Source organism: Novosphingobium profundi, assembly GCF_018491765.1.
Lineage (GTDB): Bacteria > Pseudomonadota > Alphaproteobacteria > Sphingomonadales > Sphingomonadaceae > Novosphingobium > Novosphingobium profundi.
Map to the genome: position 1 here is coordinate 141,566 of NZ_JABWCU010000007.1, position 14,104 is coordinate 155,669.

Genomic DNA, 14,104 nt, shown 5'->3' on the forward strand with positions numbered 1-14,104 from the left:
GAGGCCCCCAGCGCAGCTCGGCTGTGGCACGAGCGGAAACCACACGCGCGCAACGAGGGTTCAGGCACGAAGTATAGAAAAGCTTTTTCGCTAAACACGCTCAACACCGTGATAAGGATAACGCGCAATGATTTCACCCTTGCCTACACTTCGTAAATCATTGTCCATTAACCAGGTCGCCGGAGACCCAAGATTTGCCACGCAAGACCGCTCCTAACCTCATTATCGGCAAGGCCGGTCAGCATCCGCTGATCGTCGCGCAGTACTTGCGCCTGCGCCAGCAGATTCCAGCGCTCTACAGCCTTCTCTCGGCCAACACGCTGATCCTTGCCTATACCCACCGGCATCTGGCTCCGTTGGCGCTCACGCTGGCCATCCCCGCCTTCCTGATCGCCACGTCGCTCGTGCGCATGCTGGTCTGGATGCGCCCGGTCAAGGCCGAATCCTACGTCCCCTCGCTCATCGCCAGCAAGCTCCGGGCCACCACGGCACTCTCGATCGCCTTTTCGCTCTGCTTCGTCGCCTGGGCCTTTACTCTCGACCAATACGGCGGTCCCTACGAGCACGGGCATGTCGCGATCTTCGTGGCGGTCACCTTGCTCGGCTGCGTCTATTGCCTCAGCTTCCTGCCGCAGGCAGCCGAAGGCGTATGCCTGACGGTCACCGGTGCCTTCCTGATCTACGCACTCTATATCGGGACGGAAATCTACATCGCCGTGGCGGTGAACCTCGCGCTCGTCGCGGCCGTAATTCTCAAGCTGACCAACGATTCCTACAACGCCTTCGTCGAGCTCGAGGTCTCGCAGCGCGCGCTCAACAGCGAGCGGCGCCAGGCCCACGTGCTGGGCGAGGAAAACGCGATCCTCGCGCAGACCGACGCGCTGACGGGCCTGCCCAACCGGCGCTACTTCTTCGCCACCCTGGAGAGCCTCCTGGTCAGCGACGGCCCTCGCCAACCGTTCTGTATCGGCCTGATCGACCTCGACCGTTTCAAACCCGTGAACGACACTTACGGCCATGCCAATGGCGACCGGCTGCTGAAGATCCTGGGCGAGCGCATGTCCAAGGCCGCGCCCAGCGACGCCATTCTCGCGCGGCTTGGCGGCGACGAGTTCGGATTGATCGTGATGGGCGATCTCGATCACGCCGAAGACGTCACCCAGGTTCTCTTCGACCAGATCTGCAAGCCCGGGCGGCTCGGCGACGTCGTCGTCTCGGTCGGGTGCTCGGCCGGCCTCGCCGGCTTCCCCGACGCGGCGACAAGCGCCAACCTGCTGTACGATCGCGCCGATTTCGCGCTTTACCACGCCAAGAATCACAAGCGCGGACAATGCGTGCGCTTCACCGAGGAACTCGAGGATCTCATCCGTTCGGAGCAGACGCTGGACACCGCGCTTCAGGCGGCCAATCTGGAGGCGGAGCTCTCGCTCGCGTTCCAGCCGATCGTCGAGACCTCGGACCTGCACATGGTGGGTGTCGAATGCCTCGCACGCTGGACCACGCCCCTCCTCGGCCCCGTCGCTCCCGAGCAGCTGATCGCGACCGGTGAGCGGCTCGGCAAGGCGCGCGAAGTCACTCTTACCTTGTTCGGCAAGGCGCTCGAAGCGATTTGCGAGCTTCCCGAGAGCCTGCGCATGTCGTTCAACCTGTCGGGACGCGACTTGTGCGACACCGCCACGATCGCCGAACTTCTCGAGCGCATCGACACGATGGAGTGTTCGCCCTCGCGCCTCGTCTTCGAAATCACCGAAACTTCGCTCATTGCCGAGCTGGAGACCGCGCGCGGCGCGCTCGAACGCCTGCGTCAGACCGGCGCGAAAATCGCGCTCGACGATTTCGGAACGGGCTATTCCAGCTTGTCCTCGCTGCACCAGTTGCCGCTCGACATGGTCAAGATCGACCGCAGCTTCGCCTCGCAACTTGAGGAGGCGGCCGGGCGACGCCTGATCACCGCGATCCGCAACCTCGCGCGCTCGCTGACGCTGGAATGCGTAATCGAGGGCATCGAAACCGACAACCAGCTGATCAGCGCACGCCTCGCCGGGTTCCCGCTCGCGCAGGGCTACCTGATCGCCAAGCCGATGCCCCTCACCGCACTTCTCACCTCGCTCAAGGGCGAGCCCAGCACGACAGGACAGGCCACGCGCTGATCAGAGCCGGCGCACCCCATAGTCGATCCGGATCCGCACCCAGACGCCAAGTTGCGCCTTGCCATTGATCTGCGGCGCCTTGACGCGAAACTGCCAGGCCGCGTTCAGCACCGCCAGGCCCAGGCCCGAACCGCGCGGCGATTCGCCCAGGATCTGGCAATTCTCGACCCGGTTATCGGCAATCGTCTGGCAGGCAATCAGGCCATAGCCCTCATCGGGGCGGCCGGGCGGAAGGTACGTTGCCAGTTCCGCATCGGTCGGCCGGCGATACCAGTCGGCGTTGTAGAGAACCGCACCGCCGGGACCTTCGCCCGGGCCATACGTCTTTCCGCCGCCGGCCTCGGCCCCGGTCGGCGCCGTGCTGGACATCTTGCCGATGTCGGCCGAAGCCATGTCGTTGCGCGACATCTTGAGAAACGTGAAGGCCGGCTTCTCGGCGGGCGCCTTGGGCGTATCCACCTTGGGCGTTTCCACCGGAGCCACGAAGCGCTCGGGCTTCGTCTGCTCCTTCTTTTCTGCCTTCGCGGGCTTCTTGTCCTCCGACTTCTTGTCGCCCTTCTCGTGCTGGTCGCCCTGCACGTCGAAGCTCGTCACCGTTTGCGCCGGCTTTTCCAGACGGGGCGCGATCTGGGTCTGGTAGATCGCCGCCAGCAGGACAAGCAGGACCACGGCGGCCGACAGGCCGGCCGAAAACGCACGCTGCCGGCGCGAGCCGGGTTGGTAACCAGTGGTAACGCGAAACGCAGCTTCACTCATCGCCGGAGCCTTACCGCGCTCGCCAGCGCATCGCAATCGGCGCGGCCGTCGCGAATTGTCGCCATCAGAGCCATGAGCCGACCCGTAGCGCTACAATGCCGAAATGCCGGTTCGCCCGCGCCGGTCAGTAGCGACGGGCCACGGCGAACTGCACCGCCTCGCCCATCGCGTCACGCGCGGCTCCGGCGGGGAAGATCGACAGGGAATCAATGGCGCGCTGCGCGTAAAGACGCGCCCGCTCGCGCGTCGCCTCGACGCAGCCGTACTTGTTGATCAGTGTCACCGCGTGCGCGAGATCCTCGTCCTCGCAGCGGAAGCCCGCGATCGCCTCTTCCCAGAACTTGCGCTCCTCGGCATTGCCGCGCGCATAGGCAAGGATGACCGGGAGGGTCATCTTGCCCTCGCGAAAATCGTCGCCCTTGTCCTTGCCCGATTCGGCGACTTCGGAATCGTAGTCGATCGCATCGTCCACGAGCTGGAAGGCGATCCCGAGATTGCGACCATACGCGTCGAGCGCCAGCTCCTCGGCCTCGGACTTCTCGGCGACGATGCCCGAGATGCGCGTGGCCGCAGCGAACAGCGCCGCCGTCTTGGAGCCGATGATCTGGAGATAGTGCTCCTCGCTCGTCTCGATCCGGCGCTGCGCGGTCAACTGGTCGACTTCACCTTCGGCGATGATCGAACTCGCCTTCGAGAAGACCTTGAGCACCTTGAGGCTGCCGTCCTCGACCATCAGTTCGAAGGCACGGGTAAACAAGAAGTCGCCGACGAGAACCGTCGCCGGGTTGCCGAAGACGATGTTTGCGGCCGCCTTGCCGCGGCGCATGTCCGAACCGTCGACAACGTCGTCGTGCAGCAGCGTCGCGGTGTGGAGGAATTCGACCGCCGCCGCCAGCTTGTGGTGGCGCGTACCCTGGTAGCCACACAGCTCGGCGGCGGCGACCATCAACATCGGGCGCATGCGCTTGCCGCCACCTGCAATCAGGTGGCCAGCGAGAGCCGGAATGAGGGGAATCTCGCTCTGCATCCGGTCGAGGATGACGGAGTTGACACTGTTCATGCCGGGAGCCGTCAAGGCCAGCATCGGCGCCAGGGAGGGCTGCGACCCGCGTTCACGCAAGGATATGACTTCTGCACTCATCCAGCGCGCAATGGGGTCTCGCGCGCTCCGACGCAAGTGCAAAAAGGGCCGCGTCGGCAGCATCGAGCGACTGGCAGAACCGCTCCAGCCATGCTAGCGCGCCCGCACGATGACCAAGGATACGCCCGCTCCCGATCCGGTTCTTGCCGGTTTCCGCTCGAGCATCGACAACATCGATGCCGCTCTCATCCACATGCTCGCCGAGCGCTTTCGGATCACCCAGGCCGTGGGCGCCTACAAGGCTCAGCACGACCTGCCCGCCTCCGACCCGGGCCGTGAGCAAACCCAGATCGAGCGCCTGCGCAAGCTGGCCGAGGACGCCAATCTCGATCCCGATTTCGGCGAGAAGTTCCTGCGCTTCATCATCGAGGAAGTGATCCGCCACCACGAACAGGCCAAGAGCGCCTGATCGATGCAAAAATGCCGCCGCGATCGCGGCGGCATCATGCCATGCACCAAGCCTGTGCGGCCGGGCCGATCCGACCAGGGCTCGGGACCGCGATGACCCGACGGCTTACTCGGGAACGTATTCCTGCAGCTTGGCCATCAGGGTCTGGATGCGCGTCGCCGCGTCATTGAAGGTCTTCATTTCGTCGCGGTTACCCGAGGACTTGGCTTCCTTGGAGGATTCCAGATAGCCTTCCAGGTCCACTTCCAGCGCATCGACCAGCATTGCGATTTCGTCGCTCGTCAGGGTCAGGGTGATATCGTCGTTCATGTCGGCTCCTCGCCTCGTACCGGTGTGGAAATATGGGCGCCGACATAAGCCTTCGCGCCCGCGCTGCAACCGCCCGCCCGCCACCTTTCCCCGAAAGCCGCGCCGACGATCAACGGCAAGGCATCAAACCGCCGCACGCGGAAGCCGCAGCTTGACGAGCAATCCGCCCATGTCCTCGCTCTCGGCAAGCGCGATCGTCCCGCCGTAGATCTCCACCACATCGCGCACGATCGCAAGTCCCAGCCCCGTCCCGGGCTTGCCGGTATCGAGCCGCGCACCGCGATCGAAGATGCGGGGACGCTCCTCCTCCGGAATGCCCATGCCATCGTCCTCGATCCAGATTTCGCACATGTTCGCAGGCGCCTTGCCCGCGCTCGCCGGATTGACCGTCACGAACACGCTACCCCCACCATACTTGGCTGCGTTCTCGATGAGGTTGCCGAGCAGTTCCTCGAGATCCTGCTTCTCGACCGCGACGGTGGCGCCGTGATCGCCGTCGAGATCGAAGCGGGTGGTGTCGTAGAGGCGCTCGACCGCGCGGAACACCGCCTCGAGGCTCGGCCAGACCTCGGCGCGCGCCATGCCCGCCGAGCGGCGCCCGACGGCGCGCGCGCGCGCCAGATGGTGGTCGACGTGGCGGCGCATGTTGCCCACTTCGCGGATCACGGTCTTGTCGAGGTCGGGCTCCTTGGCGGTCGCGGCGTTGGTGACCACCGTCAGCGGGGTCTTGAGCGCATGGGCAAGGTTGCCCGCATGGGTGCGCGCCTCCTCGGCCTGGTTCTCGGTGTGCGCAAGCAGCGCGTTCAGTTCCTCGACCAGCGGCGCCACTTCGAGCGGCAGCGGATCGCTGACACGCGAGACGCCCGTGGTGCGCAATTTCTGGATTGCCCGGCGCACGTGGCGCAGCGGGAACAGGCCGTACCAGGTCTGCATCCCCGCCATCAGCAGGAGACCCACGCCCAGCACCAGGAAGCTGTAGATCAGGATCGAGCGGAAGGTCTTGATCTGGTCGTCGAGTTCCTCCCGGCTCGCCGCGACGGTGAACATCCACTGCGTGTCGCTGCCCGGAAGAATAACCGCGCGCTCCATGATGCGCAGCGGCTCGTTGGGAAACTGGTTGGAATTGTAGACGTGAGGCTTGGCATCGTAGTGGTCGGCCGGCACGTCGATGCTGAGGTCCCACAAGGAGCGCGAGGAGAAGTCCTCGTGCCCCTTGGCGCGGATCTGCCAGTAGAGGCCCGAATTGGGCTCGAGAAAGCGCTGGTCGCCGAGCGGGCGGTTGAAATAGACCTCGCCGTCGGGGGCGATTTCGGCCGAACCGATCATGCCCAGCAGCATGTAGCTGAGCTGCTCGTCGAAATTGCGCGTGACGAGGCCGGTCAGCGCGCTGTCGAGCGCGAGACCGCCCACCAGCAGGAGGATCGATATCCAGCCCGCCGCGATCAGCATCATGCGCCTTGCCAGCGAACCCGTATGGGGCGGCTTCACGGCGGTTATCTTCGCGTTCCCGGCCACACCGGCCTCGCCTTGCGCGCCGCGCTCAGGAGCGCGTGGGCTCGGCGGGATCGTCGAGACTGTAGCCCAAGCCCCGGATCGTGGTGATGACGTCCGCGCCCAGCTTCTTGCGGATGCGGGTAACGAAGACCTCGATCGTATTCGAATCGCGGTCGAAATCCTGATCGTAGATGTGCTCGATCAGTTCGGTGCGGCTGACCACCTTGCCCTTGTGGTGCATCAGATAGGACAGGAGCTTGTACTCCTGCGCGGTCAGCTTGACCGGCTCGCCGGCAAGTGTGACGCGGCCCGAACGCGTGTCGAGGCGCACCGGCCCGGCGGTCAGTTCGCTCGACGTGTTGCCCGAGGCGCGGCGGATCAGCGCGCGCAGGCGGGCAATCAGCTCCTCGGTCTGGAAAGGCTTGGCCAGATAATCGTCCGCGCCCGCGTCGAGCCCGGCAACCTTGTCCGACCAGGAATCGCGCGCGGTCAGCACCAGCACGGGGAAATTGCGGTTTTCCTTGCGCCACATGCCCAGGACCGTGAGGCCGTCGATCTCGGGGAGGCCGAGGTCGAGCACGACTGCGTCGTAGTCTTCGGTCGAGCCGAGGAAATGGCCGTCCTCGCCGTCGACCGAAAGATCGACCGCATAGCCGTTCTGTTCCAGCGTGGATTTAAGCTGGGTGCCGAGTGTAGGTTCATCCTCGACGATCAGGATGCGCAAGTCAGGTTCTCCCTTTGGGGTCTCGAACGAAATGGGCTCAATACGACACAGCGTCAAGCGACGGGAACCTCCAAGGTTCCCGGCAACGCCCGGTGCGTGCCCGACAATTCTAGCGTGATTCGCCGATTATCCGCCCGGTGCGGGCATCGACGTCGACGTAGTAGACCTTGCCCTTGTCGATGAACTTGAGGCGATAGGCCATGGCCGCCGGATCGTACTCGGGCCCGAGGTACTGCATTCCGTTCATGCGCGGCAGAACGATCTTCTCGATCTGCCGGCTGGAAAGGATATTGCCCGCCTTGCGCTCCTTGCGGACCTGCCCCTGTTCGCCGCTCTGCGCTTCGGCTGCGAAGGGCAGCGCGAGGATCGGTGCGGTCATCAGGCCGAGGGCCAGTGCGGCCAGTGCCTTCGAGGAAAAAGATAACTGTTTCATCACGGTCTGGTTGCCTAAGGCCGAAGGATTGAACAAGCCCTGAATGTGGCACGAAGATGGCACAAGGCAGCAGGTGATGCACGCGGGGCACACCTCGTCCGGGCGCGCCCGCACCTTACCGTCGTCACGCGCGCGAGGACGCTTGCCAGCCCCCTGCCCGCGCCTGTAGGGCGCTGGGATTATGGCAACTGCACCTATCCTGAGCTGGGAAGGCCTCGGCCTGATCCAGGGCACCGGCTGGCTTTTCCGGGACCTCGATATCAATATCGCGCCGCGCGACCGCCTCGCCCTGATCGGACGCAACGGCGCGGGCAAGACCACCTTGCTCAAGCTCATCGCCGGGATCGTCGAGAGCGACGCGGGCAAGCGCTCGATCCAGCCCGGCACGCGCGTGGTCACGCTCGAGCAGGATCCCTTCTTCACCGGCTACGACACCCTGCTCGACTTCGCGATCCACGGCGAGGACGGCCCGCAGCGCCACGAAGTCGAAGCGATCGCCGACCAGCTCGGCATCGACCTCTCGCGCGAGGCCAAGAGCGCGAGCGGCGGCGAGCGCCGCCGCGCCGCCTTGTGCCGTGCACTGGCCTCCGAGCCCGACCTGCTGCTGCTCGACGAGCCGACCAATCACCTTGACCTTGCCGCGATCGAATGGCTGGAATCCTGGCTCCAGCGCTACAACGGCGCTTTCGTGGTGATCAGCCACGACCGCACCTTCCTGACCCGCCTGACCAAGGCGACGCTGTGGCTCGACCGCGGATCACTGCGCCGCAAGGAGGTGGGCTTCGGCGGCTTCGAGGCCTGGGAAGAGGAAGTCCAGAAGGAAGAGACGCGCGCGGCCGAAAAGCTCGACGCCAAGCTCAAGATCGAGGCGCACTGGCTGGAGCGCGGCGTGACCGCGCGGCGCAAGCGCAACCAGGGCCGTCTTGCCAAGCTGTGGGAAATGCGCGCCGAACGCGCCGCGATGATGAGCCCCACCGGCACCGCCAAACTCGCGGTCGCGGGCGACGGGGCCAAGACCAAGTCGGTCATCGTCGCCGAGCACGTCACCAAGACGTTCGGGACTGGTGATGCCGAGCGCACCGTGATCAAGGACTTTTCGCTGCGCATCCAGCGCGGCGACCGCATCGGCATCGTCGGCTCGAACGGTTCGGGCAAGTCCACCCTTCTCAAGCTGCTGACCGGCGAAATGGCGCCGGACGAAGGCACCGTGACGCAGGCGCAGACGATGACCAGCATCGTGCTCGACCAGCAGCGCAGCTTCCTCAAGCCCGACATGCAACTGCGCGACGTGATCGCCGAGGGCAGCGACTGGGTCGATGTGCGCGGCGTGCGCAAGCACGTCCAAGGCTACCTCAAGGACTTCCTGTTCGACCCCTCGCTGATCGACGCCAAGGTCGGCACGCTCTCGGGCGGCGAACAGTCGCGCCTGCTGATGGCGCGCGAATTCGCGCGCCCCTCGAACCTGCTCGTGCTCGACGAGCCGACCAACGACCTTGATCTCGAGACGCTCGACCTGCTCCAGGAGGTCATCTCGGACTACGATGGCACCGTGCTCATCGTCAGCCACGACCGCGACTTCCTCGACCGCACGGTCAATCTCACACTGGGTCTTGACGGTTCGGGCCATATCGACGTGATCGCGGGTGGCTATGCCGACTGGGAAGCCAAGCGCCGCGAACGCACGAGCGCGGGCAAGGCGCGCGCCCGGACCGACGCGGACACCCCGCCCCCGCCGCCCAAGCCCAAGAGCACGAAGCTCTCCTACAAGGACCAGCGCGACTACGACCTCCTGCCCGGCCGGATCGAGGAGCTCGAAACCGCCATCGAACGCGATGAGGCCGCGCTCAGTGATCCCGAGCTCTACACCAAGAACCCGGACCGTTTCGCCGCGCTCAGCGCCGCCATCGAGAAGGCCCGCGCCGACAAGGAAGCCGCCGAGGAACGCTGGCTCGAACTGGCCGAACAAGTCGAGGGTTGAGCCCGGCGGCCAACAAAGGCGCTTGCCATATCGGTAATCACGCGTGAAAATGGAGAGCCAATCCGGTTAAACGCAGGCTCTCTTCGCATGATCGACCGTATCCGCGCCATTCGCCAGCAAAAGGGCCTCACCCTTGCCGACGTGGCCGCCGCCTGTTCGCCGCCCACCACTGCGCAGACGATCGGGCGGCTCGAGACCGGCGCGCGCACGCTTTCGCTCGACTGGCTGAACCGGATCGCAGCCGCGCTGGGCGTCGAGCCGGGCAGCCTCGTGCGCGAGGAGACCCGAACGCCCGCGCGTGTCATCGCCCAGCTTGGCCCAAGCGGGCTCGTCGCGCTTTCGGCCCCCCACGACATTCTCCTGCCCAACGAGATCGACCCGCTCGCTCGCTGGGTGGTTCTACGTGTCGAGAGCGCCTGGGGTGAATATCGCGCCGGAGACCAGCTCTGGATGCGCCATCTTGACTGGGGGGCGGTGCCCGTCGCGGCCAGCAAGCTCATCAACCGCGAGATGATCGTGCCCTTGCCGGGCGGACGCCTCGCGCTGGGCCGCCTGATCGCGATCACGCCCGAGACTCTCGAGGACGAGCACGCGGTCTCGCTCCTGCCCTCGCTCGACAACAAGCCGCCGATGCGGATCGAGGGCCCCGCCTGGATCGCCCTTGCCGAAATGCTCGTGCGCCCACTCTAGCGCATTGCGGAACTTGCGCCCGGGCGGTTGGTTGCCGCCCTACCCTCCCGAATGAAAGTGATCGATGCGCATACTTTCCATCGCAACGCTCTTCCCCAACCCGATCCGGCCCGGCTTCGGCATCTTCGTGGGCAACCAGATGCGCGCGGTGGCCGCGCGCGGCGATGTCGAACTCACCATGCTCAGCCCGATCGGGATACCGCCCTGGCCGCTAAGCACCCGCGCGCCCTACAGGGCCCTGAACGCCGTGCCCGCGCATAGCGCAGAAGTCGGCATCCCGACCTACTACCCCAAGTTCACCACGATCCCCAAGCTCGGGTCCGACAGCAACCCGCGTCGTATTGCCCGCGCCATCCTGCCGCTAGTCCGCAGGCTCCACGCGGAAAAGCCGTTCGAGCTCGTCGACGCACAGTTCTTCTTCCCCGACGGGCCCGCCGCCGCAATCGTCGCGCGCGAACTGGGACTGCCGCTCACCATCAAATCGCGCGGGGCCGACATCCACTACTGGGGCCGGCGCGAAACCGCCCTCGCCCAGATGCAGCAGGCCGCCCAGCAGGCGGCCGCGCTGCTCGCGGTCAGCCAGTCCTTGCGCGAGGACATGATCGCGCTCGGCATGCCCGGCGAACGCATCGGCGTGCACTACACCGGGCTCGACCGCGAACGCTTCCGCCCCATCGAACGCCGCGCCGCGCGGACGCTCGTCTCGGCGATGCCCGGGCTCGAGATCTGGAGCAAGGGACCGCTCATCGTCACCCCCGGAGCGCTGATCCCACGCAAAGGCCAGCAACTCGTGCTGCAGGCGCTGATCCACTTGCCCGAAGCGCGCCTCGCGCTCGCCGGAGCAGGCGAGGACGAGGCCCGGCTCAAGGCCGAGGCGGCGATCCTGGGGGTCGCGGACCGGGTCCATTTCCTCGGCCAGGTCGACCACGACACCCTGCCCACGCTCCTGTGCGCGGCCGACGTCATGGTCCTGCCCTCGGCCAGCGAGGGGCTCGCCAACGTCTGGATCGAGGCGCTCGCCTCGGGCACCCCGATCGTCATTCCCGACATCGGCGGCGCGCGCGAGGTCGTGAAGGACGACACTGCGGGACGCATCGCCGAACGCACCCCCGAGGCGATCGCGGCGGCCATCGCCGACATTCTCGACCATCCTCCCGCGCAGGCCGAAGTCGCCATGCTCGTCAGCGACTTCAGTTGGGGCGAGAACGCGCAGAACATGGTGCGTTTCTGGAGCGACGTGCTCGAGGGGCGGCCGGTCCACACCGGCGTCTGACCGACTGCTCTTCGCGGCCCATGAAAAAAGGGGGCGCCCTGTGGGCACCCCCTTTCGTGTTTTCAAATTCGCATAGCAACCGCGTTACGGCTTGGCCGCACGCTCACGCGCGAGGCGCTCCTGGCGATCGATCTCCGATTCGGTCGGGATGAAGCTCTCGCCCGAGACGCCCAGCCAGATCAGGATCGGCGCGGCCATGTAGATCGAGCTGTAGGTACCCACGAAAATACCCAGCGTGATCGCCGCGACCAGGCCGAACAGGCTTTCAGGCCCGAAGAACAGGAGCGGGATCAGCGCAACCAGCAGCGTGGCCGAAGTCATCACCGTACGCGCCAGCGTCTCGTTGACCGACATGTCGAGCAGTTCGGGCAGCGGCATCTTGCGGTACTTCTTCAGGTCCTCGCGGATACGGTCGTAGACGACGATCGTATCGTTCAGCGAATAGCCGATGATGGCCAGGATCGCCGCGATGATCTGGAGCGAGAACTCCATCTGGAACAGCGCGAACATGCCCAAGGTCAGCGAGACGTCGTGGAACAGCGCGAAGAGGCCGCCGACACCGAACTGCCACTCGAAGCGGATCCAGATGTAGATCGAGATCGCCAGCATGGCCGCACCGAGCGCATAGATCGCCATCTCGCGGAATTCGCCCGAGACCTTGCCCGAAACCGTGCTCACGCCTTCGATGCGCACGTCGGGATAGGCCTTGGTGATGGCGCTCGTGACCTGCTTGGAGATCTTCTCGGCCGCCCCCGGATTGCCCTCGGCCTCGGCCGGCAGCTTCGAGCGGATCGAGACTTCGTTGGCCGCGCCGAAACGCTGGATGACCGGTTCGCCGTAGCCCAGGCCCTCGACCAGGTCGCGCAGCTCGGCCACGGGAGCCTCGCCATGCTTGGTGAAGGTCGCCTGGATTTCCTGGCCGCCGGCGAAGTCGATGCCGTAGTTCAGGCCCTTGGTCAGCACGAGACCCCAGCTGGCCGCGATCAGCAGACAGCTGATGACGTAGAAGGGAACCCTCCAGCGCAGGAAGTGGATGTTGGTGTTGTCGGGGACGAGTTTGATGAGGCGCATGGGATCAGCCTTCAGATGTTCAGGTCTGCGGGACGCTTGCGGCGCAGCCAGCCGGCTACCCACATGCGGGTCATCGCAACGCCGGTGAAGACGCTGGTGAACAGGCCGATGATGAGAACCACCGCGAAGCCACGGACCGGGCCCGAGCCGAACGCGAAGAGCAGCACACCGGCGATGAAGTTGGTGATGTTCGCGTCATAGATGGCGCGGCTCGCCTCCTTGTAGCCGTTCTCGACCGCGGTGATGACCCGGCGGCCCCGCTTTCGCTCCTCGCGGATGCGCTCGTAGATCAGCACGTTGGCGTCGACCGCGGCACCGATGGTGAGAACGAAGCCGGCGATGCCCGGCAGGGTCAGCGTGGTGCCGATCTGCGCCATGATCCCCAGGATCATGAGCACGTTGATGACCAGCGCCAGCGTCGCATAGATGCCGAAGCGGCCATACGAACCGATCATCAGCAGAACGACGAGCAGCGAACCGATGCCCATCGCGATCAGGCCCTTGCGGATCGAGTCGGCGCCAAGATCGGGGCCAACCGTGCGTTCTTCGACGACCGTGAGATCGACCGGAAGCGCACCCGAACGCAGCGCGATCGCGAGCTGGGTTGCCGATTCGACCGTGAAGCTGCCCGAAATCTGCGCGCTACCACCCAGGATCGGCTCGTTGATGGCGGGCGCGGACAGCACCTTGCCGTCAAGGATGATCGCAAAGCGCTTGTTGACGTTCTGCTGGGTCAGTTCAGCGAACTTGGCGCCGCCCTGCTGGTTGAAGGTGATCGTGACAACCGGGCGGTTGGTCTGCTGTTCGAAGCCCTGCTTGGCGTTCGTCAGCTGGTCGCCCTTGATGCCGCCCAGGCGCTTGACCGCCAGCGCCTTGACGCCGCCGACTTCGCTGCCTTCGGCGTAGGGGACGATCTCGTCGCCCGGAGGGGCGATGCCTTGCGCGACGTCGTTGGGCGCCGCGTTGTCGTCGACCAGCTTGAACTCGAGCTTCGCGGTCTGGCCGATCAGCTTCTTGAGCGAATCGGGATTATCGAGCCCGGGCACCTGGACGACGATGCGGTTCGCACCCTGGCGGATGATCGTGGGCTCACGCGTGCCGAGCGCGTCGATGCGCTTGCGCACCACTTCGACGGCCGAATCCATTGCGTCGGAAACCGCCTGGTCGAGGCCTTCCTGCGTGGGCGTGAGAATGAAGCGGTTGCCGTCCTCGACCCGGATGTCCCAGTCGCGCTGGCCGGTGAGCCCCGCGCCATTGGTGAGGTTGACCAGTTCGTCGCGCGCGGCGTCGACCTGGGTCTTGTCCTTGAGCATGAACGAGAGGCGACCGTTGGTGCGCGAAATGTCACCGATCGCGATCGCCGGATCGGCGGCCTTGAAGCGGCCGCGCACGCTTTCTTCCATGTTCTCGATGCGCTGCTGGGCCACCTGCCCATCGTCCGCTTCGAGCAGGATATGGCTGCCGCCCGCGAGGTCGAGACCCAGGTTGACCTGCGGATGGGGAAGCGCCGAGGGCCAGGGCAGACCGGCAACCGAAAACAGCGAAGGCAGTGCCAGGGCCGCGCAGACGAGCGCGATCCCCCAGAACCAGACCTTCTTCCAGATAGGAAAATCAAGCATTGCCTTGTGCTCTACTCCGAAGGGGCGATGCAACGTCGCGATTGCCCGCGCCGGATG

General features: G+C 65.5%; 13 protein-coding genes. 5 read left to right on the forward strand and 8 right to left on the reverse strand.

Going from position 1 to position 14,104, the window contains the following annotated elements; all coding sequences use genetic code 11:
* The first annotated feature begins 194 nt into the window (after positions 1-194).
* Positions 195-2,150 (forward strand): putative bifunctional diguanylate cyclase/phosphodiesterase, encoded by a 1,956-nt coding sequence (locus tag HT136_RS09050; RefSeq protein ID WP_246543499.1) that lies wholly within the window; start codon positions 195-197, stop codon positions 2,148-2,150.
* On the opposite strand, the gene HT136_RS09055 is transcribed toward HT136_RS09050, so the two are convergent.
* Together HT136_RS09055 and HT136_RS09060 are read right to left on the reverse strand one after the other, a co-directional pair.
* Positions 2,151-2,906, reverse strand: a complete 756-nt coding sequence (locus HT136_RS09055) for an energy transducer TonB (RefSeq protein ID WP_214199438.1) — start codon at positions 2,904-2,906, stop codon at positions 2,151-2,153. It lies immediately after the preceding gene.
* 124 nt (positions 2,907-3,030) lie between these two features.
* Positions 3,031-4,047 carry a polyprenyl synthetase family protein gene (locus HT136_RS09060; protein WP_214199439.1) on the reverse strand — a complete coding sequence of 339 codons (1,017 nt, stop codon included), beginning with the start codon at positions 4,045-4,047 and terminating at the stop codon, positions 3,031-3,033.
* A gap of 109 nt (positions 4,048-4,156) precedes the next feature.
* On the opposite strand from HT136_RS09060, the gene HT136_RS09065 reads away from it, so the two are divergent.
* Positions 4,157-4,456 (forward strand): chorismate mutase, encoded by a 300-nt coding sequence (locus HT136_RS09065; protein ID WP_214199440.1) that lies wholly within the window; start codon positions 4,157-4,159, stop codon positions 4,454-4,456.
* Between the two features lie 105 nt (positions 4,457-4,561).
* Here the strand turns inward: HT136_RS09065 and HT136_RS09070 are convergent, their stop codons facing one another.
* From HT136_RS09070 to HT136_RS09085, 4 genes are all read right to left on the reverse strand, one after another.
* Positions 4,562-4,765: a hypothetical protein gene (locus HT136_RS09070; RefSeq protein WP_214199441.1), complete on the reverse strand. Its 204-nt coding sequence runs from the start codon at positions 4,763-4,765 to the stop codon at positions 4,562-4,564.
* A 123-nt stretch (positions 4,766-4,888) separates the two neighbouring features.
* Positions 4,889-6,217, reverse strand: a complete 1,329-nt coding sequence (locus tag HT136_RS09075) for a sensor histidine kinase (protein ID WP_214199583.1) — start codon at positions 6,215-6,217, stop codon at positions 4,889-4,891.
* 88 nt (positions 6,218-6,305) lie between these two features.
* The gene (locus HT136_RS09080; RefSeq protein ID WP_214199442.1) at positions 6,306-6,983 is read right to left on the reverse strand and encodes a response regulator transcription factor; all 678 of its coding nucleotides are present in this window, start codon (positions 6,981-6,983) and stop codon (positions 6,306-6,308) included.
* Positions 6,984-7,092: 109 nt separating this feature from the next.
* Entirely contained in the window at positions 7,093-7,416 is a 324-nt protein-coding gene (locus tag HT136_RS09085) for a PepSY domain-containing protein (protein WP_214199443.1), read from the reverse strand.
* 181 nt (positions 7,417-7,597) lie between these two features.
* Between HT136_RS09085 and HT136_RS09090 the strand changes: the two genes are divergently transcribed.
* The 3 genes from HT136_RS09090 to HT136_RS09100 all read left to right on the forward strand — a co-directional run bounded on the left by HT136_RS09090 (position 7,598) and on the right by HT136_RS09100 (position 11,357).
* Complete coding sequence (locus tag HT136_RS09090; protein ID WP_214199444.1) at positions 7,598-9,394, forward strand: ABC-F family ATP-binding cassette domain-containing protein; 1,797 nt, start codon at positions 7,598-7,600, stop codon at positions 9,392-9,394.
* Positions 9,395-9,481: 87 nt separating this feature from the next.
* On the forward strand, positions 9,482-10,084 hold the full coding sequence (locus tag HT136_RS09095) for a helix-turn-helix domain-containing protein (RefSeq protein WP_214199445.1): 603 nt from the start codon (positions 9,482-9,484) through the stop codon (positions 10,082-10,084).
* A 64-nt stretch (positions 10,085-10,148) separates the two neighbouring features.
* Positions 10,149-11,357 (forward strand): glycosyltransferase, encoded by a 1,209-nt coding sequence (locus HT136_RS09100; RefSeq protein WP_214199446.1) that lies wholly within the window; start codon positions 10,149-10,151, stop codon positions 11,355-11,357.
* An 84-nt stretch (positions 11,358-11,441) separates the two neighbouring features.
* On the opposite strand, the gene secF is transcribed toward HT136_RS09100, so the two are convergent.
* Both secF and secD read right to left on the reverse strand, forming a co-directional pair.
* The gene (gene secF, locus HT136_RS09105; RefSeq protein WP_214199447.1) at positions 11,442-12,428 is read right to left on the reverse strand and encodes a protein translocase subunit SecF; all 987 of its coding nucleotides are present in this window, start codon (positions 12,426-12,428) and stop codon (positions 11,442-11,444) included.
* Between the two features lie 11 nt (positions 12,429-12,439).
* Positions 12,440-14,047 (reverse strand): protein translocase subunit SecD, encoded by a 1,608-nt coding sequence (gene secD, locus HT136_RS09110; RefSeq protein ID WP_214199448.1) that lies wholly within the window; start codon positions 14,045-14,047, stop codon positions 12,440-12,442.
* Positions 14,048-14,104 lie beyond the last annotated feature (57 nt).

Bases quoted from the DNA above. Each gene is read 5' to 3' on its own strand.
- HT136_RS09055 (WP_214199438.1), bottom strand. From the start codon at position 2,906: ATGAGTGAAGCTGCGTTTCGCGTTACCACTGGTTACCAACCCGGCTCG.
- HT136_RS09060 (WP_214199439.1), bottom strand. From the start codon at position 4,047: ATGAGTGCAGAAGTCATATCCTTGCGTGAACGCGGGTCGCAGCCCTCC.
- HT136_RS09065 (WP_214199440.1), top strand. From the start codon at position 4,157: ATGACCAAGGATACGCCCGCTCCCGATCCGGTTCTTGCCGGTTTCCGC.
- HT136_RS09070 (WP_214199441.1), bottom strand. From the start codon at position 4,765: ATGAACGACGATATCACCCTGACCCTGACGAGCGACGAAATCGCAATG.
- HT136_RS09075 (WP_214199583.1), bottom strand. From the start codon at position 6,217: ATGATGCTGATCGCGGCGGGCTGGATATCGATCCTCCTGCTGGTGGGC.
- HT136_RS09085 (WP_214199443.1), bottom strand. From the start codon at position 7,416: ATGAAACAGTTATCTTTTTCCTCGAAGGCACTGGCCGCACTGGCCCTC.
- HT136_RS09090 (WP_214199444.1), top strand. From the start codon at position 7,598: ATGGCAACTGCACCTATCCTGAGCTGGGAAGGCCTCGGCCTGATCCAG.
- HT136_RS09095 (WP_214199445.1), top strand. From the start codon at position 9,482: ATGATCGACCGTATCCGCGCCATTCGCCAGCAAAAGGGCCTCACCCTT.
- HT136_RS09100 (WP_214199446.1), top strand. From the start codon at position 10,149: ATGCGCATACTTTCCATCGCAACGCTCTTCCCCAACCCGATCCGGCCC.
- secF (WP_214199447.1), bottom strand. From the start codon at position 12,428: ATGCGCCTCATCAAACTCGTCCCCGACAACACCAACATCCACTTCCTG.
- secD (WP_214199448.1), bottom strand. From the start codon at position 14,047: ATGCTTGATTTTCCTATCTGGAAGAAGGTCTGGTTCTGGGGGATCGCG.